The sequence below is a fragment of the Aeromonas veronii bv. veronii genome, from assembly GCF_000820225.1.
GTDB classification, from domain to species: Bacteria; Pseudomonadota; Gammaproteobacteria; order Enterobacterales; family Aeromonadaceae; genus Aeromonas; species Aeromonas veronii.
This window is the reverse complement of the sequence record NZ_CDDK01000030.1, coordinates 2,189-23,069: the sequence shown is the minus strand read 5'-3', so window position 1 is coordinate 23,069 and position 20,881 is coordinate 2,189. Positions and strand designations below refer to the sequence as shown.

The 20,881-nt window shown below is 60.9% G+C and carries 20 protein-coding genes; 1 reads left to right on the top strand and 19 read right to left on the bottom strand.

Annotation, left to right across the window (positions count from 1 at the left end):
• Positions 1-8: 8 nt before the first annotated feature.
• The 5 genes from BN1139_RS12625 to BN1139_RS12605 all read right to left on the bottom strand — a co-directional run bounded on the left by BN1139_RS12625 (position 9) and on the right by BN1139_RS12605 (position 6,398).
• Positions 9-1,208 (bottom strand): efflux RND transporter periplasmic adaptor subunit, encoded by a 1,200-nt coding sequence (locus BN1139_RS12625; RefSeq protein ID WP_005353223.1) that lies wholly within the window; start codon positions 1,206-1,208, stop codon positions 9-11.
• 387 nt (positions 1,209-1,595) lie between these two features.
• Complete coding sequence (gene xthA / locus BN1139_RS12620; RefSeq protein ID WP_005353222.1) at positions 1,596-2,402, bottom strand: exodeoxyribonuclease III; 807 nt, start codon at positions 2,400-2,402, stop codon at positions 1,596-1,598.
• 114 nt (positions 2,403-2,516) lie between these two features.
• Positions 2,517-3,479 (bottom strand): ion channel, encoded by a 963-nt coding sequence (locus tag BN1139_RS12615; RefSeq protein ID WP_005353221.1) that lies wholly within the window; start codon positions 3,477-3,479, stop codon positions 2,517-2,519.
• A gap of 66 nt (positions 3,480-3,545) precedes the next feature.
• Positions 3,546-5,192, bottom strand: a complete 1,647-nt coding sequence (locus tag BN1139_RS12610; RefSeq protein ID WP_005361691.1) for a tetratricopeptide repeat-containing response regulator — start codon at positions 5,190-5,192, stop codon at positions 3,546-3,548.
• A 159-nt stretch (positions 5,193-5,351) separates the two neighbouring features.
• Positions 5,352-6,398 (bottom strand): FAD:protein FMN transferase, encoded by a 1,047-nt coding sequence (locus BN1139_RS12605; RefSeq protein WP_005353217.1) that lies wholly within the window; start codon positions 6,396-6,398, stop codon positions 5,352-5,354.
• Positions 6,399-6,733: 335 nt separating this feature from the next.
• Here BN1139_RS12605 and azu point away from each other — a divergent pair, with 335 nt between their 5' ends.
• Positions 6,734-7,174, top strand: a complete 441-nt coding sequence (gene azu / locus BN1139_RS12600) for an azurin (protein ID WP_005337768.1) — start codon at positions 6,734-6,736, stop codon at positions 7,172-7,174.
• Positions 7,175-7,288: 114 nt separating this feature from the next.
• Here azu and BN1139_RS12595 read toward each other — a convergent pair whose 3' ends face one another.
• From BN1139_RS12595 to BN1139_RS12530, 14 genes are all read right to left on the bottom strand, one after another.
• On the bottom strand, positions 7,289-7,846 hold the full coding sequence (locus BN1139_RS12595; protein WP_005353216.1) for a HutD family protein: 558 nt from the start codon (positions 7,844-7,846) through the stop codon (positions 7,289-7,291).
• An 85-nt stretch (positions 7,847-7,931) separates the two neighbouring features.
• Entirely contained in the window at positions 7,932-8,585 is a 654-nt protein-coding gene (locus tag BN1139_RS12590) for a YceH family protein (RefSeq protein ID WP_005353215.1), read from the bottom strand.
• A 139-nt stretch (positions 8,586-8,724) separates the two neighbouring features.
• Positions 8,725-10,863, bottom strand: a complete 2,139-nt coding sequence (locus BN1139_RS12585; RefSeq protein ID WP_005353214.1) for a diguanylate cyclase domain-containing protein — start codon at positions 10,861-10,863, stop codon at positions 8,725-8,727.
• Positions 10,860-12,053, bottom strand: coding sequence for a sugar ABC transporter substrate-binding protein (locus tag BN1139_RS12580; RefSeq protein ID WP_005353213.1), 1,194 nt, complete (start codon positions 12,051-12,053; stop codon positions 10,860-10,862). The genes BN1139_RS12585 and BN1139_RS12580 overlap by 4 nt, the downstream gene beginning before the upstream one ends.
• 162 nt (positions 12,054-12,215) lie before the next feature.
• Positions 12,216-12,431, bottom strand: a complete 216-nt coding sequence (locus BN1139_RS12575) for an HP1242/YdcH family protein (RefSeq protein WP_005337763.1) — start codon at positions 12,429-12,431, stop codon at positions 12,216-12,218.
• Positions 12,432-12,707: 276 nt separating this feature from the next.
• The gene (locus BN1139_RS12570; RefSeq protein WP_005337761.1) at positions 12,708-13,319 is read right to left on the bottom strand and encodes a hypothetical protein; all 612 of its coding nucleotides are present in this window, start codon (positions 13,317-13,319) and stop codon (positions 12,708-12,710) included.
• Positions 13,316-14,677 (bottom strand): MATE family efflux transporter, encoded by a 1,362-nt coding sequence (locus tag BN1139_RS12565; RefSeq protein WP_005353211.1) that lies wholly within the window; start codon positions 14,675-14,677, stop codon positions 13,316-13,318. Before BN1139_RS12565 ends, BN1139_RS12570 begins: the two co-directional genes overlap by 4 nt.
• Before the next feature lie 121 nt (positions 14,678-14,798).
• Positions 14,799-16,622, bottom strand: coding sequence for a SulP family inorganic anion transporter (locus BN1139_RS12560; protein ID WP_005353210.1), 1,824 nt, complete (start codon positions 16,620-16,622; stop codon positions 14,799-14,801).
• 71 nt (positions 16,623-16,693) lie between these two features.
• Positions 16,694-17,284 carry a nucleotidyltransferase family protein gene (locus BN1139_RS12555; protein ID WP_005353209.1) on the bottom strand — a complete coding sequence of 197 codons (591 nt, stop codon included), beginning with the start codon at positions 17,282-17,284 and terminating at the stop codon, positions 16,694-16,696.
• The gene (locus BN1139_RS12550) at positions 17,271-17,531 is read right to left on the bottom strand and encodes a GNAT family N-acetyltransferase (RefSeq protein ID WP_005337747.1); all 261 of its coding nucleotides are present in this window, start codon (positions 17,529-17,531) and stop codon (positions 17,271-17,273) included. Before BN1139_RS12550 ends, BN1139_RS12555 begins: the two co-directional genes overlap by 14 nt.
• Before the next feature lie 203 nt (positions 17,532-17,734).
• On the bottom strand, positions 17,735-18,919 hold the full coding sequence (locus BN1139_RS12545) for an iron-containing alcohol dehydrogenase (RefSeq protein WP_005353207.1): 1,185 nt from the start codon (positions 18,917-18,919) through the stop codon (positions 17,735-17,737).
• A gap of 18 nt (positions 18,920-18,937) precedes the next feature.
• Complete coding sequence (locus BN1139_RS12540) at positions 18,938-19,456, bottom strand: hypothetical protein (protein ID WP_005353201.1); 519 nt, start codon at positions 19,454-19,456, stop codon at positions 18,938-18,940.
• The gene (locus BN1139_RS12535) at positions 19,437-20,057 is read right to left on the bottom strand and encodes a TetR/AcrR family transcriptional regulator (protein ID WP_005353199.1); all 621 of its coding nucleotides are present in this window, start codon (positions 20,055-20,057) and stop codon (positions 19,437-19,439) included. Before BN1139_RS12535 ends, BN1139_RS12540 begins: the two co-directional genes overlap by 20 nt.
• An 11-nt stretch (positions 20,058-20,068) precedes the next feature.
• A partial coding sequence (locus tag BN1139_RS12530; protein ID WP_041980533.1) for an aldehyde dehydrogenase family protein occupies positions 20,069-20,881 on the bottom strand: 813 nt, incomplete at its 5' end.

The window sequence follows — 20,881 nt, the reverse complement described above, 5'->3', positions numbered from 1 at the left end:
CGGGCTCCTTACTTGGCCGCAGACTGGCTGACCACCTTGCCGGTGATCGCCTTCATCTCGTCGGCAGAGACAGGTTTTACCACGGCGCCGGGGCGTGCCTTCATCAAGCCTTCGACGATATAGCGCTCACCAGCCTGCAGACCGCTCTCGATCAGCACGCCGGAGTCGACTGCCGCGCCCAGGGTCACCGGACGGGGCACCACCTTGTTGTCGGCATCGACCACCATCACCATGCGGTCAGCCTGGGACTGGACGATGGCGCGGGGCGGCACCACGATGGCGTTTTTGCGGGTGCCCAGATCGATGGTCATGCGGACAAACTGGCCGGGCAGCAGTACGCCGTCCTTGTTGTCGAAGATGGCCCGGGCACGGATGGTGCCGGTCTGGGGATCGACCCGGTTGTCGGAGAAGTTGAGCTTGCCCGCCTCCGGATAGAGGGAGCCATCGGCCAGACGGATATGGGTGCGCCAGGTGGTGGCATCCTTCGCCTCAATTACCCCTTTCTTTACCGAGTTTTCGAAGTTGAGGCGATCCTGCTCCGAGTAGGAGAAGTTGACGTAGAGCGGATCAAACTGGGTGATGGTAGTGAGCAGGCCGTTGTCGCCGCTGGTGGAGATAAGGCTCCCCTCGGACTGGGAGCTCTTGCTCGCCATGCCGTTGATGGGGGCAGTCACCTGGGTGTAGCTGAGGTTGAGCTCCGCCTCTTTCACCTTGGCCTGAGCGGCCTGATGGCTGGCGATGGCCGCCTCGTAGTTGGCGATGGTGTCGTCATAGTCCTTGCGGCTCACCACCTGACGCTTGAAGAGGGGAATGATGCGATCCCGATCGGCACGGGCCTTGTTGAGACGGGCCTGCTCCTGAGCCAAGGTCCCTTTGGCTTGCTCCAGCGCCACCTTGTAGGGCTCCGGGTCAATCAGAAACAGCTCCTGACCGGCGGTAACCGGCTGGCCTTCCACATAAGTGCGCTTGAGCAGGATGCCACTGACCCGGGAGCGTACATCGATCTCGCGAAAACCGGCGGTCTCTCCCACCATCTCGGTGGTGAGCGGCACATCGGTCAGCTTGACCTCGGCGACCACCACAGGGACGGCGGGCATGGTCTGTGCCGTCTGGGTCGTCTCGCCGCCACAGGCACTCAGACCACTGATCAGCGCCAGGGTCAGCAAGCTGCGTTTGTAAACCTCTCTTCCGGCATTGGGCACCTTCATCATCACACTCCTGTTGGATCGATTTCGGCTGCTGCGTTCAGCATGTTTCTCCATACACATCATTAACTTCATGATTAAAAAAACAACTTCTTTATGATTGGAATGGGAGATGATAGGACGGCAACCTTGAACACAACCTTCTCAACGTGGCAATTAGGGTTGCCGATTGACGAAAAAAGTCTGACTTTTCCGATTTGGGCGGGGGGCTTCGGGGATGTTCATCCCGGGCCAGGGCTCTTCGCAACCGTATCACGTCAGCCACTCCTTGCTGAAAAAATAAGGTGCCATAAGGCACCTTGTCTGGATGGTTTTTTTACGCCCTTTTATCGCGGGCAACCGCGAGCCGCTTCACAGATTGGCGATATCATTGCGGTATCCGGCGCCACATCAGGCAAAGCAGGCCCAGATGGGGGCGTGGTCGGAGGGTTTCTCGATGCCGCGCAGCTCGTAGTCGATACCGGTCTCGGTCACGCTGTCCTTGAGGGCGTCGGAGGCCATGATGAGATCGATGCGCAGGCCGCGGTTCTCGTCAAAGCCCTTGGAGCGGTAGTCAAACCAGGAGAAACGCTCGCACTCGGTGGGGTTGGCGGCGCGGAAGGTGTCGGTCAGGCCAAACCCTTTCAGTCGCTCCATCCATTCGCGCTCGATGGGCAGGAAGGAGCATTTGCCATCCCGCAGCCAGCGTTTGCGGTTTGCCTCGCCGATGCCGATGTCGAGATCGGTGGGGGAGATATTCATATCCCCGATCAGCACCAGCTGGTCGTCCGGGGTGTGGTTGGTCTCGAGGTAGTGCTGCAGATCCTCGTAGAACTTCTGCTTGGCCGGGAACTTGGTCTCGTGATCCTGACTTTCACCCTGCGGGAAGTAGCCGTTCATCACCTTGATGAGAGAGCCGTCTTCACGTTCGAAGGTGGCCATGATCATCCGGCGCTGGGCCTCTTCATCATCGGTGGGGAAGCCTTTCTCCACCTTGACCGGCTTCTGCTTGCTCATGATGGCCACCCCGTAGTGGGCCTTCTGGCCGTGAAACTCCACGTGATAGCCCATGGCCTCCACATCGGCCAGCGGGAAGGCTTCATCGTGCACCTTGATCTCCTGCAGGCCGATCACATCGGGTTGGTGCTTGTCGATGATGGCTTGCAGCTGGTGCAGACGGGCGCGCAGGCCGTTGATATTGAAAGAGATGATCTTCATGTCCGGGATGCTCATGTCATTTTTATAAGTGGCTATTGGACTAGGAATCGGCGGTGGATGCAAGTTTGGCTGCGGGCCTGTACCAGTGGCAGGCCCGATGAGCACGAGGTGGGATCAGCGGGTCATCTTCTTGACGAATACCACCACAAACAGCGCCAGCGTGAAGCTGCCGGTAAAGGCTTCAAAGGCGGCAAAGATCCTGGAGAGCCCGACCGGAGTGAAGTCGCCGTACCCCAATGTGGTGAAGGTGACCACGCTGTAGTAGAGGCATTCGAGCAGGAAGATGGCATTTTGCTCGAGCGGGGCACCGGGCTGGTAGATGAGGTGCTCGCCCTGAAAATGCAGTCCGCAGAAGAAGTAAAAAATGCTGCAGATAAAGATGAGCAGCAACGAGAAGAGCACCACCCGCATCGGGGCCTCGCCATAGCCGCAGAAGAGATCGACCACCCAGGAGGTAAAACGCTGGGTCGACCAGAACGGCAGTTGCAGGCGGCGCATGGTGAGCTCCTGCTGGATATAGTTGCCGGACATGGTGAAGATCCCCTGCGCCTCGGAGGCTTTGCGCAGATCCCGGTAGGTCTCTTCCGCCTCCTTGAACCAGATGCGCGCCTGTTTGGGATCCCGTTCGCGGCGCCCCTTGCGATCTTGCATCACCCGTTTGCCGGTCTGCATGTTGTCGAGCCGGGTGTTGTGCCAGCGGATGCCGAGCAGGTTGACGTCATCGAGGGTGGCGCACTGGAGGTTGGCATCACTGAGATCGGCTTTCATCAGGCTGCCGCCCTTCATGCGCAGGCCGTAGAGGTGACCACCGCGCAGGTTGGCGCGATAGAGGTTGCACTGCTCCAGCAAAAATCCCTGATCGGACTCCTTGTTGACCAGATTGAGGCCCGCCAGATTGGCCCGTGACAGCTGCAGGCCGTGGCAGAGTCCGCCAGCGCGAACGTACTGTTCAAGCGCCTCGGCGGTGTGGGCTTCCTGATGGGTATGGTGGGGATCATGCCAGTGGCAGAGATCGTGCTCGCCAGCCTCTTCACTGCAGTGGCGGCCATCGGCCACCAGATAACGGCACATCGCCATCTTCGTTTCCCTCGCATTGCCGAACTGGTTTCAGCATAGGCGGGGAAAAGGGGGCGCGGCGGCGTCTTAGCTGAACTGGTTGAACTCCTGACGCAGCTTGCGAAAACGCTCCTGCTGGGCCGGGTTGAGGGGGATGCCGTCGAGCACGTCCAGGGTGTCTTTGCACTCGGCACCAAACTCCGGGCTCTTGCGGTTTTTCTGCATTAGTTGCAGTAGCACCTGGATCTTGTTGAGAGCCGCACCGGTATTGGCGGGGGCGCGGCGCAGGGCCTCGCGAAAATGGCCGAGGGCCTGTTCCAGCTCGCCACTCTGATAGGCCTTGATCCCCAGATCGTTGAGCTGCTGGTAGCGCTGACGCCGCTCCAGCACCGTCTTGTCATCCCGGGTTGCCTGAATGCAGGTGGTGAGCAGCCGATCTTCGTCCTCCGCCAGCAGCCCTTGCAGGCTTTCGGCATATTCAAACTCGCCGAGCTGGTAGAGGGCAAGGATGGTCTCGCCAAGCAGGGCGGGGGGCATGGTGGCCGGTTCATCGAGCCAGTTCTGATTGGCGCGATAGAGCATCTTCTTGCCCTTGAGCAGCTCGCCCAGCGCAATCTGCACCCGGGCCTGACAGATCTGCTCGAACACCGGGTAGTTGAACTCCGACATCATCAGTGAATCGCGGATGCGCGACAGGGCAGAATTGACCTGCTTTTGCAGGTTGGCGATGTGGTAGCTGTCGTTGCTGTTGAGGGCGTAGAGGGTCAGGGTCTGGATATAGGCCCCCAGATAATGGGGCGTGCGATGGATCGAGTTGCGCGACAGGTCGATCAGCGACATCAGCACATCCTTGGCCTGGGCGTAGTCGTGACGCTGCAGGCACACCTCCGCCAGCCGACGGGAGAGTTGCACAGACTGGGGGGAGATATCCACCGCCCGTCTGAGCTCCTGCTGCGCCTGCTCGTCATTGCCAAGGGCCAGCAGGGATTCCGCCAGCCAGAGGTGAGCCTCCACCATCAGCGGGGTATTTTTGAGGGTCGCCTGCAGATGGCTGACCGCCTCTTCGTGGAGCCCCAGGGTGTTGCAGGCCTTGCCCAGCGTCAGGCGGGCCCAGCTGTTCTCTTGCCCGGCCAGCAGCTGGCGCATCAGGGCGCGTGCCTCTTGCGCCTGACCCAGTTTGAGGTGGGTATCAGCCTGCAGGCAGCGGCAGTAGTTGGCAAAACGGGGCACCGCATCGGCCCGCTCGGCACAGGCGGTAATGAGCGCTGCCAGATTGTCATCAGCCAGCGCGGTAAAGACGCTGGCCAGGGCGTTGCGCCGGGCGAGGGCTCGCTTCAAGCGAAACGAGAACTGCTCCTGAGAGAAGGGCTTCATCAGGTATTCGTCGGGCTCGGCTTCCAGTGCGCTCAGTACCATGGCGCGGGAGCTGTCGCCACTCACCATGATCACCACGCTCTGGGGCGGGATCAGATCTTTGTCGCGCAGGCTTTCGAGCAACTGACGACCATTTTCACCAACCCCCAAATCGTAATCGATGAGATAGATGTCGAAGCTGCCCTTCTGGCAGCGGCGCCGCGCATCCTCGGCGGTATTGGAGTAGGTGATGTTGCTGATACCCAGATTGAGCAGCATCGCCTTCATCATCACCTGAAACGAGCGCTGCTCATTGACCATCAGAATGCGTTGTGGCTTGGCTGGGCTCTTTTTTTCTGGCTCTTGTTCAGGTGTCTGCATCTGTCTGGGTCGAGGCGCTGCGGGCTGATGGGAGAAAGTGTGCCACCAAAGCGCCCGAAGAGGCAATTGGCCAAGTTGTCGATTGCGAACCATCTCCGTTTGTCCGCCTTTTGCCCGCGATGAGTGAAAGAAAAAGGCCCTGTTGCCAGGGCCTTGAACTCACCGTTTTTTCTCTGCCAGATAGGGAGCAAATTGCGGCGTGTACTCAGCCTTGAACCCCTGTTCGGTCTTGATGATGAGATAGACCGCCAGCTGGTGCTGTTTGGCAAATGCCATCCCCGCTTCAGGCCCCATCACCATCAGCGCGGTATCGAGGGCATCGGCCTCCAGCGTGGTCGGGGTGATGACGCTGGCGGAGACCAGCTTGTGGGTGACCGGCTGGCCGGTGGCGGGGTCGATGATATGGGAGTAACGCTGGCCATCCAGCTCGTAGTAGTTGCGATAGCTGCCTGCGGTGCTGAGCGCCATGCCGTTGGGGATGACGATATCGGAAAACGCCCCCGGCTGATCGGAGGGTTCGACGATGGCCACTTTCCATGGCGAGCCCTTGCTGTTGTTGCCCTTGCTGCGCACCGCACCGGCCACTTCGATCAGGTAGTTGTGTACCCCCTTGCCCTCGAGCAGGGCGGCGATTTCATCCGATGCCGCCCCTTCGCCGAGAGTGGATAGGTCGAGATAGAGATCCGGGATCGTTTTTTCGAGCAGGAAGTGATCACCCTGCGAGGTCAGGGTTAGCTTGTCGATGCCCACCTTGTGGCGGGCGGCGACGATGGCCGCCTCATCGGGTCGCTTGACCGGCCGTTTGTCCGGGCCAAAGCCCCACAGATTGACCAGAGGCCCCACGGTCACATCCAGCTTGCCGTTGGTCAGCTTTCCGGCATCAATGCCTTGCTGGACTATGATGGCCATGGCGGGCGGGATGGCAAACGGGGTGTTGGCGGGCCCTTGATTGAAACGGGAGATGAGCGAACCCGGATCGTAGGTGGAGATCTCTTTGTTCATCCGGGCTAGCAAACTTTCTACGTCACTTTTGAGGGCGGGCTCCCCACCGGGGTAGCTATCGCTCAGGGTCACCACATAGTAGGTGCCCATGGTCTTGCCCTGAATACGGGTCTGGGCAGGCGGGGTGGGCTGGCAGCCGGCCAGCGCCAGCAGCAGGGTCAGCAGCAGGCCGCGCATGGCCGCCACGGGGGTTATCGCAATCATCCGGCGCTCTCATCTGGAGAAGGTTCATATCGGGGCGCTAGCTTAGCCAAGGGGCGCCCGCCGGGCGAGCCCTGATAGGGCCAATCGGAGGGAAAAGGGCAGAAAAAATTAAACAGTTTTGAACCTGTGACAGCCGAGCGCCGTATCGTCCATCCGTGAGGGAGATAGTGGCGAGTAGAGCACCGTCTGGTGACCTGGCCCGCAGCTTTGGCCAAAAGCCATAGCCGATTGAAGACAACTGAGTAAAATGAAGGTCGATTTAGACGGCATCTTTGCGAAGCGTTCACCGCATCCGCCAAGTCGTTGCCATCCATTGCCAATCAAAGGAGAAGATGATGAAAAAGGCGATTACCCTGCTGTTTCTGAGTACCCTGGCTGCCCCCGTGCTGGCGGATGAGTGTGCACTGGTTATCGAAGGCAATGATGCCATGCAGTACAACCTCAAAGAGATGAGCGTGCCGGCCACCTGCAAGGAGGTGACGGTCACCCTGAACCACACCGGCAAGCTGCCGGTGACCGCCATGGGTCACAACTGGGTGCTGGCCAGCACCGCCGACTATCAGACCGTGGCGACTGCCGGGATGAGCGCCGGGGCCGAGAACGGCTATCTGCCCAAGGATGATCCCCGTGTACTGGCTCACACCAAGCTGATCGGCGGCGGCGAGAGCAGCAGCGTCACCTTCAAGACCGACGGTCTGGCGGGCAAGGATCTCACCTTCTTCTGCTCCTTCCCCGGCCACTTCGCCATGATGAAGGGCTCCTTCAAGGTCAACTAAGGCGCTGACCGGCATCGAGCCGGTTGCCTCAATAGAAAAGCCGGGATTTCCCGGCTTTTTCATCTCTGCTGTTTGTGTGTGGCGTGGCATGACTGCACACCGCCGACTTTTTCGCTATTTGGCCTGCAGGGTAAAGAAGGCGATGGCGGTCTTCTTCTGGCATTCGAAGTGAATGCTCTCTTCCCCGGTCACCACCAGCGTCTCGTTGATGGCCACCTCTTTGTCCTGCACGGTCAGCTGGCCACTCAGCAGGTGACAGAGGTAGGTTTTCTCTGGCTCGAGGGTAAGGGTCAGCGGGAAGGGGAGGTTCAGTACCCGCACGTTGGCGCTGATGCGATCCGGATGGTAGATAAGCCCCAGATCGGTCACCTCTTTTTTCAGCAACTCGCAGTGGGTCTCCTCATCGCCGCTAAAGTGCGCCGCCTCGAAGGTGGCGTAGGGGTGGCCGTTGAGCACAAAGCCTGCCCCGCTCACCGGCAGCAAAATGCGCTGATAGCCGGGAAAGGGGGAGAAGGGGCCCGCGCTCTTGATGGGGGCCGAGCTCAGTCGATAGTCAAAGTCGAGTTTGGCAAGGCTGCTCCCCTTGGGGGAGATGAGGATCTGGCTGGTAGTGCCCTGCTGGTTTTTCCAGGGCATCTTCTGGTGGTCAGACTCTTTAATCAGGGTGATCACGGGCACTTCCTCACGATGAAAAAACGCAGGGATCCGGGGACATCAGCCCCGGCTCCCTGATAGAGATTGGCGATGGTAAAGGCGATCAGCCCTGACCATCCAGCGCAGCCAGCCGCGCTTCCATGGCGGCGAGACGGCTCTTGAGCTCGTTTACCTCCTGCTCCAGCTCGCTCAGACGGTCGGCAGCAGGGGAGGCATAGGCCGCGGCGGCATCCATCATCGCCTGAATATCCACTTCGCCGCTAAACAGGTGGGCATAGCGGGATTCGCGCTTGCCCGGCTCGCGCGGCAACTTGACCACGTAGGGGCCACGCTCGATGAGTTGGGTCAGTACCGCATCCACCTCGGTGACATCATCGAAGCTGCAGAGGCGGTTGGTGCGCGAGCGCAGCTCCCCCGGGGTTTGCGGACCGCGCAGCAGCAGTTCGCAGACGATGCCAAGCTCCTGGGCACTGAATTTCAGCTCGCCAAATTCGGTGTTGCAGAATCTGTGCTGATAGCGGGGCACCCGGGCGTTGAAGCCGGCGGTGTTGACCACCAGCCGCTTGCGGATCAGCTCGTCTACCACGGCGCGGATATCGAGCTCGGAGAGCTCCAGCACCGGCTCGCGGTTGCTCTTCTGGTTGCAAGCGTTGACCAGTGCATTAAGGGAGAGGGGATATTGATCCGGGGTGCAGATCTCTTTTTCAATCAGACAGCCGATGACGCGGGCTTCCAGCGGGCCAAGTACTAACTCCATTTCCTACTCCCTTCCAAATCGAGACATCAAGAGCCCCTATCTTAGTCATGGTCCGTGCCGCGTCTAGCGTTGCGCGCCATTTTTGCGAGCTGATCAGGGGGTTGGCGAAAGGCTCGCCAACGCCACAGACCTCCGCTTTTTATCGCTGCCCCTGATAGAAGCGCGCCTTATTGGCATACATAGCGTCGTCCGCCACCCGGCTTAGCTCCGCCAGCGGGGTCTGGTCGCTGCTGCTCCAGCCGATGGCAAAACGCAGCGGGAAGCTGTGCTCCCCATGTTGCACGATGGCGTGCTGCTGGCTTGCCTCCAACCTGCCTGCCAGCAGCTGGCTGGCGAGGTGATCCGCCTCCGCCAGCAGTACGAACTCGTCGCCGCCGATGCGGAAAATCTTCTCATCCTGACGGCAGAGGGTGCGCAGCTGGCGAGCCATCTGGATTAGCAGGGCGTCGCCCGCCTCGTGCCCATACTGGTCGTTGGTGCGCTTGAGGCCGTTGAGGTCGAGCATGAAGAGGGCGAGGTGAAGCTCCGGATGGCGTGCCAGCACCGCTTGATAGTGATGGAAGGCCTCTTCGAACGCCTGTCGGTTGGGCAGCCCGGTGAGGTTGTCGGTACGGGCGACCCGCGCCAGTTCGTCGGTGAAGAGGCGCCCCTCGATGCCCACCGCCAATTGCTTGGCAAACAGCCGCAAGATGGCCCTGTCTTCGGACTCCAGCCCTTCTGCGCTCACCATCAGATAGCCAAACAGCACGCCACTTTGGCTACCGGGCAGGGTCATGATCTTCCAGAGTGCGTTATCCCACTGGCATTCGGAGTGTTTGACCTCCTCATCCATCAGTTGAGCCAGTTTCTCCTGCAGGGCATCCCGTAAGGGGGCATCGACCCCCTGGGTCAGGGAGTAGTGGGGCTGGCCATCGCGGCGGATCACCAGTCCCCAGCGGTGGCCAGGATAGAGCTGCGAGAGTTGCAGCAGGGCGGAGCTGGCCAGCTCGGCAATATCGATATCCAGCTGCTGGTGCAGACCGAATTGCAACCAGGATTGCAGGATATGGCGGCTGCGCTCCTCCCGGCTCAGGGCCGAGCGCAGGGCGGTCGTTTGCGAGGCAACCTCTTGTTCCAGTTCGTCGTTGAAGCCGAGCAGCCGCTGGTTGAAGGCCTCTTTCTCGCTATTGGCCTGCTGCAGCTGTTCATTTTGCTGATAGAGCGCCCGCACCTGATCCGAGATGGTGCTGGCCATCTCCTGTAGCAACTGGCGCACCTCGTCGTACTCCACAAAGCGCAGCGGCGCCTGCCGTTGCTGGTAGTTGCCCTTGCCATAGCTGCGCACCAGCGTGGCCAGCGAGCGCAGCGGTCGGGTGAGCCAGCGGGTGAGCCAGACGCAGCCGATGGCCACCAGCAGCAACATGACAGCGATGCTGACGGTCAGCAACTGCTGGGATTTATTGAGCTCGCTGACCCTGTCATTGCTGTAGCTGTAGAGGGTGATGGTGGGGGTGATCTCCTGCTCCAGCTGGGGCCAGCCAATGGCCAGGGGCTGCGCCATCTTGCTTGGCTCCCTGTCATCCATGGCGTTGGCGCTCTGGTGAGCCCCTTCATAAAGACGGTTCTCGCCCTGGGAGATCACCAGATATTCGCTCCCCTTGAGATAGGGTTCCAGCAACTGGGCCATCTGCCGCCAGGGGAGAATGGCCATCACGAAGCCGGAAGGGGTCTGCATCACCCCTGCTCGCTGGTGGTTGCGATAGATGGGGGCCACCAGCGCCAGCCCGCCACTGCGGTTTTGCTCCATGTCGTCGACCAGTACGGGATCATTGACGGGGAGCAGCAGATGCTTGCCCTGTTTCGCCTCGCGGGTCTTGCCCCAGGCCATCAGCTGCGGCATCAGGTTGCTCGACTCGAGGTGGGAGGCCTGGCCATTGATGTACTCCACCACCAACCCCTTGTCATCGATGAGGTAGGCCGAGGTCAGCAGGCTGTTGGATTTGACAAAGGTGGCCAGCGCCAGCCGGGCATGGCTGGAGAAGAGAAAGTTGTCGAGGGCCTGATGGAGCACCCGATCCTGGCTGAGCTGATTGAGCTGGGTGCCGATCAGCTCGCTGCGAAAGCGGGCCTCGCGGGTCATGCTGGTGAGGGCCCGCTCCAGCTGCGATTGCTCGCTCTGGGCGATGATTTGGTGCTGGCGGATCAGCAGCACAGTGCTGGCCAGCAGTGCCGGCAGCAAGGCGACGGTGAACAGGATGATGATGAGGGTCGGGCCGAGCCGAAAGGTGCGATGTTTCATGGTGCTTTGACCTGCTGGTACTGCTGATCGGCCAACTGCTGCATATAGCGGGCGGTGTCGGCGGCACTGATCCCCTCTTTAAAGCGCTCGAACCCTTTCTCCATCGCTTGCCAGGCGATGGACATGGCGCTGTCGGAGGGCATGGGGGTACTGAGGGTGAACTGCTCCAGCAGCACTTTTCCCTGAGGCGTGGGACGGCGGCTGATGGCGGTAAAAGCCTGCTGATTGACCGGCAGCAGCGCCCCCTGATGATAGATGAACTGCTGAATATCCTGACGCTGGATAAAGGCCATCAGCGCCTTGATGACGGGCTGGCGATCCTCATCGTCCATCGCCCAGCGGGAGGCTCCCATCACGTAGGCGCCGCTCATGGAGTGCATGGGATGGCTTTGCCAGCGGGGCAGCAGGGCGACGCCCAGCTTATCCCCCATATTCTTCACCAGATCATTGAACGCCCAGTCCCCATTGATGAGGTAGGCGCTCTTGCCCTCATTGAAGCGGGCGAGGGCGGTGTCATAGTCGCACTCGGGATCGACCCACTGTTCGCTGGCGACGGTGCGGTAGGCCTCCAGTGCCTGCACCATGGCCGGGCTGTCGAGGGTGATGCGCCCTTCGGTCACCGGCGAGCCGCCAAAGGTGTGTAAAAAGGCGGCGAAGTAGTACATGTCGTGATAGGGCCAGCTGACGGGGTAGACCCCCTTGGCCTTGAAGGCCGGGGTGATAGCTGTCAGTTGCTGCCATTGGGTCACCGGAGTCGAGACCAGCGCCTTGTTGTAAAACAGCATCAGATGGTTGCCCTGCATCATGGGCATGCCCCAGCGTTGCCGATCCAGGGTGACATAACGCAAGGCGCTGGCCATCAATGAGGGGGAAAACCACTCGGCCGGGAGCGGGGCGAGGGTCATCTGGCGATAGAGGCCGATAAAATCGGAGGGGATCAGCATCAGATCAGGCAGCCCCCTGGCCTGAGCCGCCAGCAGGAGATCCGCCTTGATCTTGCCCGGCTCAATCTGGGTGACCCGTACTCTGTGGTTCCCCTCCTGATTGAAGCGGGCGATCACGTCGTCGATCACGTAACCAGCCTGCTGGGAGTGCCACAGCTCCAGTTCAGGCTCCTGAGCCTGCAGGGGGTGGCTCAATGCGAACAGGCAAAGCAGCAAGAGATGATAAAAATATCGTTTTCTGCTCATGTTATCATCACCGTTATTCCCTGAATTACAAGGGAAAAATGTAACAAACTACCGGCAAGATCGGTAGGCTCGGGTGTCAACTAATTGACTGAAACAACAAAAAGCCCGGCGCGTGGGCCGGGCTGGGGGATAAATTGCTTATCCGCATATTCTTCGAGGCATCTATTGTGGATGTTGTTTGAGGATGTCGTATATCTCCTCTTTCAGTTTGAGTTTCTGTTTTTTCAGATCTCTCACCTCGGCGCTATAGTCGCTGGCGTGATGCTTTTCCAACTTTCTAATCTCCGCATCCAGGTCGTTGTGCAAGTCAAACTTCTTCTGGAAATGGACATCACTGCTCTTCAGTTTCGAGATGAGTTCTCTGTACTCTGGGAACATGTAATGGAGCCTCCTTGGTTTCGTTTGATTGTGCCTGTAAGACCAAAGCTACCCCTTAGTGCCGGGGATAAATGTGATCCTGATCGGATTTGGGGGCAATGATTTGGAGTATTCGGTGGGATATTTATAACTTGTTGAATCAAAACAAGATAAGTGATTTATCAATCTGAATGGTGAGCCAAACTGTGCGACAAGTCACAACAGGGGCAGTGTTGGCGTGAGGGCGCAGGATCAAAAAAGGGGCCGATTGGCCCTTTTTTATGGATGCAGGCAACGTTACTCTTTCTCTTCGTCCGCCTGCTCTTTTTTCTTTTTCTTCTCGGGTAGCGGCTTGCCATCGCGGTGTATCACCTTACCCGCTTCAAAGCCAATCTGGGCGGCCAGCTCCTCCAGATCCGCCGACTTGGCCTGATCCCCGATGGCGTAGCGATAGTTGGCGATGGAGAGTTTGTCAGCCACCGGCGTGCCTGGGACGATAGGCTCGCGCCAGCCCTGGCCGATGTGGGCCACCAGGGTGCCGTTCATCAACAGCTCGCCGACGATCTCCTGGGTCGGATTGCCCTTGCCGTAGGTGAGACCCTGCGGGTGCTTCTTGCCGACCAGCGGCTCGTTGCTGGCGGGGATCAGCTTGGTGCGGATCAGCCACTTGGGCTTTTTGGTGTTGCCCACCGCCTTGCCGGTTTGGTACTCGTTGATCTTGATGGTCTTGATCATCTGGGCCATGAAGTCCTTGGTCAGCGCCTTCTGGGCGTCGCTGGTTTCATCGATGGCGATGGGGGCCACATACCAGGTCTGGGTGGCTTGAGCCTTGGGAGCGGCAGGGGCAGTTTGCGCCATGGCCAGGGGGCTGAGCAGGATGGCAGCCAGCAAGAGTCCTATCTTCTTCATTGTGATTCCGCTTTTGTTTCAACAAGAATTTTGTTTTGCCAGCGACGACTGCGCCAGCGCCAGAACATGGCCAGACCGCGCACCCACTCGTCGCAGGCCAGCGCCAGCCAGATACCGACCAGTCCATAACCCTGCATGATACCGAGGAAATAGGAGAGTGGCACGGCAATTCCCCACATGGAGAGCAACGCCATGTAGAGGGGGAAACGGGCATCCCCGGTGGCCCGCAGGGCGTTGATCACCACCAGATTGAAGGTGCGGCCGGGTTCGAGGATAAGGCTGATAAGAAACAGTTGCGCCACCTGAGTGATGATGTCGGCATCATCGGTAAAGAGGCTGATGATGGTGCGGCCATTGAGGGCCGCCGCCACGGCGATGACGCAGGTGACTGCCAGCCCCAGCTTGAGGCTCTTGAGCAGCTGCTGATAGGCGCGATCGAACTGTCTGGCCCCCGCCAGATGACCGATGATGATCTCGTTGCCAAGGCCGATGGAGAGGCCAAACAGCAGGATAAACAGGCAGATCTGGAAGAAGTAGGACTGGGTCGCCAGCGCCTTGTCACCCAGCAGTCCGACAAAGGCTGTCACCACCATAAACTGCAGCATCCAGGAGAGATTCTCCCCTGCAGCAGGCAGGCCGATATGGAGCACCTTGCCCAGCATCTCCCGGCTGGGGTGGACGATCTCGCGCACCACCAGTCGAATGCCGGTCTTGCGTGCTACCAGCCACACCAGCAGCACCACGCCGACCAGTCGGCCCGCGACCGTGCTGATGGCGACACCGGCGACACCAAGCTGGGGCAGGCCGAACCAGCCGTAGAGCAGCAGCAGGTTGCCGACGAAGGTGATGAGGTTGACGATCAGGGTCACATACATCGCCTGACGGGTGTGGCCATGGGCGCGCAGGGTCGCCGCCAGACAGAGGGCTGCCGCTTCCGGCAACAGGCAGAGACCGATGATCTGCAAGTAAAGCGTCCCGTCGCTCATCAGGTTGGCAGGCAGGTTCATCAGCGCCAGCATGGTGCTGGCCCCCGCCATCACGCCAATGGCCGCTACCAGACCGATCAGCAGGTTGAAGCCGATGGCGGTGTGGATCACCACCCGACTCTTCTCCCGATCGCCGGCCCCCAGATACTGGGTGATCACCACGCTGGTACCGATACTGACGAAGCTGAACAATGTGATGGCGAGATCGAACACCTGATTGCCGACCGCCAGCGCGGCCACTCCCTGATAGGAGACGTGACCCACCATGAAGGTATTGAGGGCACCGGTCAGAAAGTGCAGGGCGAGATCGATAAAGAGCGGCCAGGTCAGCGCAAAGAGGGTGCCCGGGCCTGCGTGGGATTGAGATTGCATGGCATGTCCAACAGCTGGGAGGGCACGGGGGAGTGCCCTCTGGGGGCGCATTTAACACCAAGGCCAAGGCCGGTGCAATCCTTGTGCAGGATTGCACCGGCCAGGGGCGCAGGCCAAGGGGTCAGGCAGGCGTGGCGCCCGCCTCCTGTTCGCTTGGCAGGGTGAGGCGAGCCGAGTCGGGCAGGGCATCATCCTGCGGCCAATTCGAGCGGATGGCATCTGTGGTGCTCTCCACCACCGCATCATCCTTGAACACCGGCTCGCGGTAGCAGCGGGTCAGGCGTAGCGCCTGATACATATCGGGGCAGAGGATGATCCCCTCATCGCCCACCCGCACGCCTGCCTGCTTTAGCCAGTGGGTCATCTGGCCGTGGCGACCCGCCATCACCATATGGATGCCACGCCGTTTCAGCTCCTTGTGCAGCTCTCCCACCATGCTCATCACGCTGATGTCCTGATGGGTGAAGCAGGCGACCGCATCGATCACCAGACACTTGGGGGCTCGGGGATCCTGCACCAGCAGGGCCAGCACCCGCCGCTTGAAATAGGGGGCATTGAAGTAGGTGAGCGGCGAGTTGAAGCGATAGACCAGAATACCCGGGATCGCCTTGGCCTGTTCGTTGTCCCCCAGGGTGCGCACCACCCCCTCGTCATCCATGCCAAGCAGCTGGTCGGTGGGGCGCATCACATTGCGCAGGAACTGGAACAGCCCCAGCAACACGGCAAGGGTGATCCCGGGGATCACTCCCATGGTGAGCACGCTGATAAAGGTGACCAGCGCCAACCAGAAGGCGGCGCGGTCGGAGTGGCGCAGCGCCCACAGTCCGCGAAAATCGGTGAGCGACAGAGAGGCCATCACCAGCACCACCCCGAGGGCGGCGGTCGGGATGTATTTGAGCGGCGCCGTCAGATAGAAGGTGATGAGGGCGATCACCGCCGCAGCGATGATGGAGACCAGCTGGCTCTTGCCGCCGTTGGCGTCGTTGACCGCGGTACGCGAATCCGCCCCGCTGATGGCGAAACCCTGTGAGACTGCGGAGGCGAGGTTCGCCATACCGAGGGCCCGAAACTCCTTGTCCGCGTCGATTTCGTAACCGTTTTTGGCAGCAAAGCTGCGGGCGGTCAGCATCATGGAGACGAAGCTCACCATAGCCAGGTTAAGAGCAGGCAGTACCAGCTCCCGCATCAGACCAGGGGGAAATTCCGGCATCTGGAACGCGGGCAGGCCGGAGCCCACCGTCCCCAGGGTGGCAATATCAAACTGGCCGAGATTAAAGCCCCACACCAGCGCAGCGGTCACCACCATGGCCACCATGGAGGAGGGCCATGCCGGTTTGTAGCGCTTGGCCAGCAGCAGGGTGAGCAGGGCCACCAGACTCATGGCCAGGGTCGGCAGATGGGTCTGGGTGATATAGGTAGCCCCGCTGGCGATCCGCTCGATGAGGTAACGTTCGCTGAAAGTGAAGCCGAAGATCTTGGAGAGCTGGCCCACCATGATGGTGATGGCCACACCATTGAGCAGCCCCATCAGGATGGGTCGGGAGAGAAAGTCCGCCAGCACTCCCAGCTTGAAGCGGCTGGCAATCAGGCACCAGAAGCCGGTCATGGCGGTCATGGTCATCACCAGTTGCCAGTGACGGGTGGGGTCGCCTGCGGCCAGCGGCGTCACCACGGCGGCAATGACCGCGCAGGTGGCGGCATCGGGGCCGACAATCAGCTGGCGGGAGGTGCCAAACAGGGCGTAGATCAGCATGGGCAGGATGCAGGAGTAGAGACCGACGATGGCACCCACCCCGGCAAGCTCGGCATAGGCGATGGCGACGGGCAGCGCCACGGCCGCCACCGAGAGTCCGGCGCGAAGATCTGGCATCAACCAGGCGCGCTGGTAATGCAGCAGGGCGGCGAGGCCCGGTAGCCAGCGTTCGAGAGAGAAGAAGTCGCGCATTATTTAACCCATTGAGTTACAACCAGCTTTTCCCCTAGTGTGCCCAAGGTTATCGAAAGATTGCAATCAGGTTATGGCCAGTTTACCTGAAGGTCAGGCCAGATAGCCTGCCAGCGTTTCTCCTTGATGCGCTGGGTAAAAATCTGTTTGTCCTGACGACATCTGGGGTTGGCACTCACTTGCAGCGACCAGTTGATGGTAAAGCCGTAGGGGGCGAGCCACTCGAACTCGCCATCTCGGGTGAGGCGTACGCCGATGCAGGTGGGCACTTCGACCCAGTGGCTGAGCGCCTCAAGGCTGTTGGCAAACGGCGTTACCAGCTGACGAGTGTGCATGCGGGCCTGATTGCGCACCTCCCACTGCTGATCCGGCAGCCGCTTTGCCAGCCAGGCTTCATGCGCCGCTTCAGCCAGCCCTTGCGGGTCGCTTTTATCGAGATAGATAAGGTCGATATCGTTGAGCGGGGTGGGCACCGCCTTGTGGTGAAGGTGATCCCAGATGAGGTTGCGGATAAAACCGGCCCCCAGTGCCCAGTCGGGCAGATTGAGCTCGGCCGCGGCTTGCAGGCAGGCCATCCGCTGCGGATCGGCCCGCAGCAGGGCTTCTGTTTTGGCTTGGAATTGCTGTTCGAGGGCGGAGTTCAGAGGTTCAGTTGTTGGCATTGCGGCGTAACCAGACATCAATGTAGCGGCAGCTCGGCACTATAGTGAGCCCCTCCGCCTGAGTCCAGTTGAAGAAGGCGCGCGCCAGCTGATCGGCAATCCCCTGCACCCGCAGCTCGGGGGGGACGAAGGTGCTGTAGGCGTCGATGGTCTTGGCATCGAGCCGCCGGTAGCGCAGTCTCGACTCTTTCCCCTCCACCATACAGATGAACTGCTGCTGGTTGGCCTGATGGATGATGTCGCTCATGGTGGGCACCTCTGGCATAAAGTTGGGTCTCTCGGCACAACATAACTGTTAGCCAAGGTATAGAACAGATAATGAGAGCCCGTGGTCAATATCATCCCCCTTTGACAGAGGGCGCATCGATATCGCGATGTAGATCAAGGTGCCCGATGGTGAGTCGGGCACCGCGTTAGTGTCAGCACAAGATTATTGACAAAGGGGAGGGATCAGGCCCAGGCTCGTTCCAGCAGGGTGAGTAACTGCTCACGGTCGGCGTCCTTGCGATTGAACAGCAGGGCACCGTCGTTGACCGCCAGATCGCGGATCTCGGTCAGTAGCGAGCGATCGCTTACCCCTGCCTCGCTCATGGTGCGCGGCAGCTTAACCGCTTGCCACAAGGTGTCGCGCAGGGTGCGAATGGCTGTGATGGTCGCCTCCGCCCGCTGGTGGGCCGGGGTGGCGGCAAAGCGCTCCGCCCCCACCAGCGGCAACAGCAGCCGGGCCAACTCGCTATCCACCTCGGGGCGGTTGTAATCGAGCACGGTCGGCAAAAAGAGGTTCATGCACAGCCCATGGGGCAGATGGCAGCGGGCTCCCAGACTGTGGCCGAGGGCGTGCACCAGCCCCACCATGGAGTTGGAAAAAGCCATGCCAGCCAGCGTGGAGCCTTCCGCCAGTTGCAGCCGCAGCTGTTTGTTTTGCGGGTCGTGGATGATTTGCGGCAGGGCGCTGGCGATCTTCTCCACTGCCATCAGGGCCAGCGCATCGCTCACCGGGTTCTTGGCGGTACCGATAAAGGACTCGATGGCGTGGGTCATGGCGTCCATGGCGGTAGCGGCGGTGATATTGAGGGGCAGCCCCTGGGTCAGGCGCGGGTCGAGCACCGCCAGCTGGGGCAGCAGGAAGGGGGAGGTGAAGGGCACCTTGCGCCCGCTTGCCTCATCCTTGATCACTGCAACCAATGTCACTTCTGATCCTGTGCCCGCCGTGGTGGGCACCACCGCCAGCGGCTTGAGGGGACGGGTCAGGCAACCGGCGCCCGAGTAGTCGAGCAGATGATCCCCCCCCATGGAAGTGAGAATGTTGACTGCCTTGGCGGTGTCGATGACCGAGCCGCCCCCCAGCGCCACCAGACTGTCACAGTCGAGCTCGCGATAGCGTTTGGCGATCCGCTCCACCACGGCGGTGGAAGAGTCGGCCGGGATCTCGTCCCAGATGGCGGCGACCGGCAGCTCCCCCTCGGCCAGCACATTGGCCAGCAGGGTGGCAAGGCCGGTGGCATTGACACCCTTGTCGGTCAGCAGCAGCGGGCTACGGGCCCCGAGGCTGGCCAGCTCGCTGGCCAGTTGCTCCAGCGCCTGTTCACCGGCCAGCAGTTTGACCGGGCAGAAAAAATCGTAATAGCGGCTCATTTCAAGGCTCCTTGCGCGTTAGCCGGTCACCAGACCCAGATAGATGTTGCAGGCCCGGCTGATCTTGTTGGTCGGGGCGGGATAATGGCGCAGCAGCGGCCGCGCGATAAAAGCGGGCAGGATCAGGGACTGCAACTGCTCAAGCCCCCGCACCAGATGCATGGCAACGGTCAGGTCCCCCTCCACCAGCAGCCGGTTTTCGCCAAATGCCTGATTGACCCCGAGCCGAAAGCTCAGGGCGCGAAAGGCGATATTGGGGTGCTTGAAGCGCACCCGCAGCGGATGGATGGTGGCATGGGGGGCGGCTGGCGCACCGGGATACCAGCGCCCCCCCTGCTTGTGCATGTTCATGGCATAGCCGATGCCGCCCACTTCGAGGCGAATAGCCAGCCCGTCCGGCAACGGCGCCAATTCGCGGCGTACCGCCTCATCGGTGCGGGCGGCGCGGCAGAGGGTGCGGCCCACCACCCAGAGCAGAGTGGTGATCCAGAGGCGGCGGCCCAGTGCGGCCAGAGATTCAACAGTCGGAGTTGTCATAGGGGTTGGCTCCTGAGATGGCTGACCAGAAGAGGGCAAAGGCACTGGCTTGCCAGTAGTCGTCCTCTCCCAGCTCCGGTTGATCGACAAACAGTGATGCGCAGGCGAGGAACTGGCCCTGACACACCTCCAGCAACAGTGGCGCTGGGGCCTGCATCAGCTCGCCGCTGGCCTGCCCCTTTGCCAGCAGAGCAGGCAGAAAGCGCAGGGCATCGTTCAGGATCTGGCTGCGGGCCGGTCTGGCCAGCAGCGGAGAGTGAAAGAAACCCAGCACAAATTTGAGCTCATTGGGGTTAGCCTGCATCCACTCCATCGCCAGCTGCCAGTAGTGGCGGGTCTGGTCGTACAGCGGCAGGGTGGGATCTGCTTCATGGATGGCGCTCCCCATCCGGGTCTTTACATCCTGATAGAGGGCGAGGATCAGCGCCTCCTTGCTCGGAAAGTGGTGGAACAGAGTACCGTTGGCTACCCCGGCCGCCTTGGCGATACGGGCGGTGGCAGCCCCCTGCAAGCCATCTTCGGCGCAGAGGGCGAGGGCGGCATCCAGGATCTGGCGGCGCTTGTCGGTCATGTTTTGTGGCTGCGGGATAGCCTGGTTCATGGTCATCTCCATCAGCGCAGGAAGAAGGCCATCATCAGCTTCTGGATCCAGCTGTTGTAGGGGGGATGGATCAGGGAGCCGGTGGTGAACTTGCCGCGGGTCAGCACGGTTTTCGCCTTGGAGAAGGTGAGGAACCCCTCGTGGCCGTGGTAGTGGCCCATGCCGGAGGCGCCGATGCCGCCGAACGGCACATCGTCGGCCGCCACCTGAAACAGGCTCTCGTTGATGGCCATGCCGCCGGAGTGGGTCTCCCGGGTCACTCGCGCCTGCAGCTCGGGGTCGAAGCTCATCAGATAGAGGGCTAGCGGGCGGGGCCGCTCAGCCACATAGGCGAGCGCCTCCTCCAGGGTGTCGTAGGGGATAAGCGGCAGCAGCGGGCCGAAGATCTCCTGCTGCATCACCTGACACTGACCCGGCACCCCGGTCAGCAGGTGGGGTACCAGCAGGCGACGCTGGTCGTCGCGGGCCGGGTTGCCACAGGGGTGGAGCTGGGCACCCGCCTGCTCGGCTTCATCCAGCCAGCTGACGAGACGTTGATACTGGCGGTCGTTGATGATGGCGCCGTAGTCGGCACTATTGAGCCCCTGCGGGTAGAGCTTGCTGAAGTGGCGGCGATAGGCGGCGATAAAGTTATCCACCTCGCTGCGGGGCAGCAGCACATAGTCGGGGGCGACGCAGATCTGCCCGGCGTTGAGGCTCTTGCCGAAGATCATCCGCTCGACCGCGGTGGCGACCGGCATGTCGGGGGCGATGAGACAGGGGCTCTTGCCACCCAGCTCAAGGGTGAGGGGGGTGAGCTGGGGCGCGGCGGCGGCCATCACCAG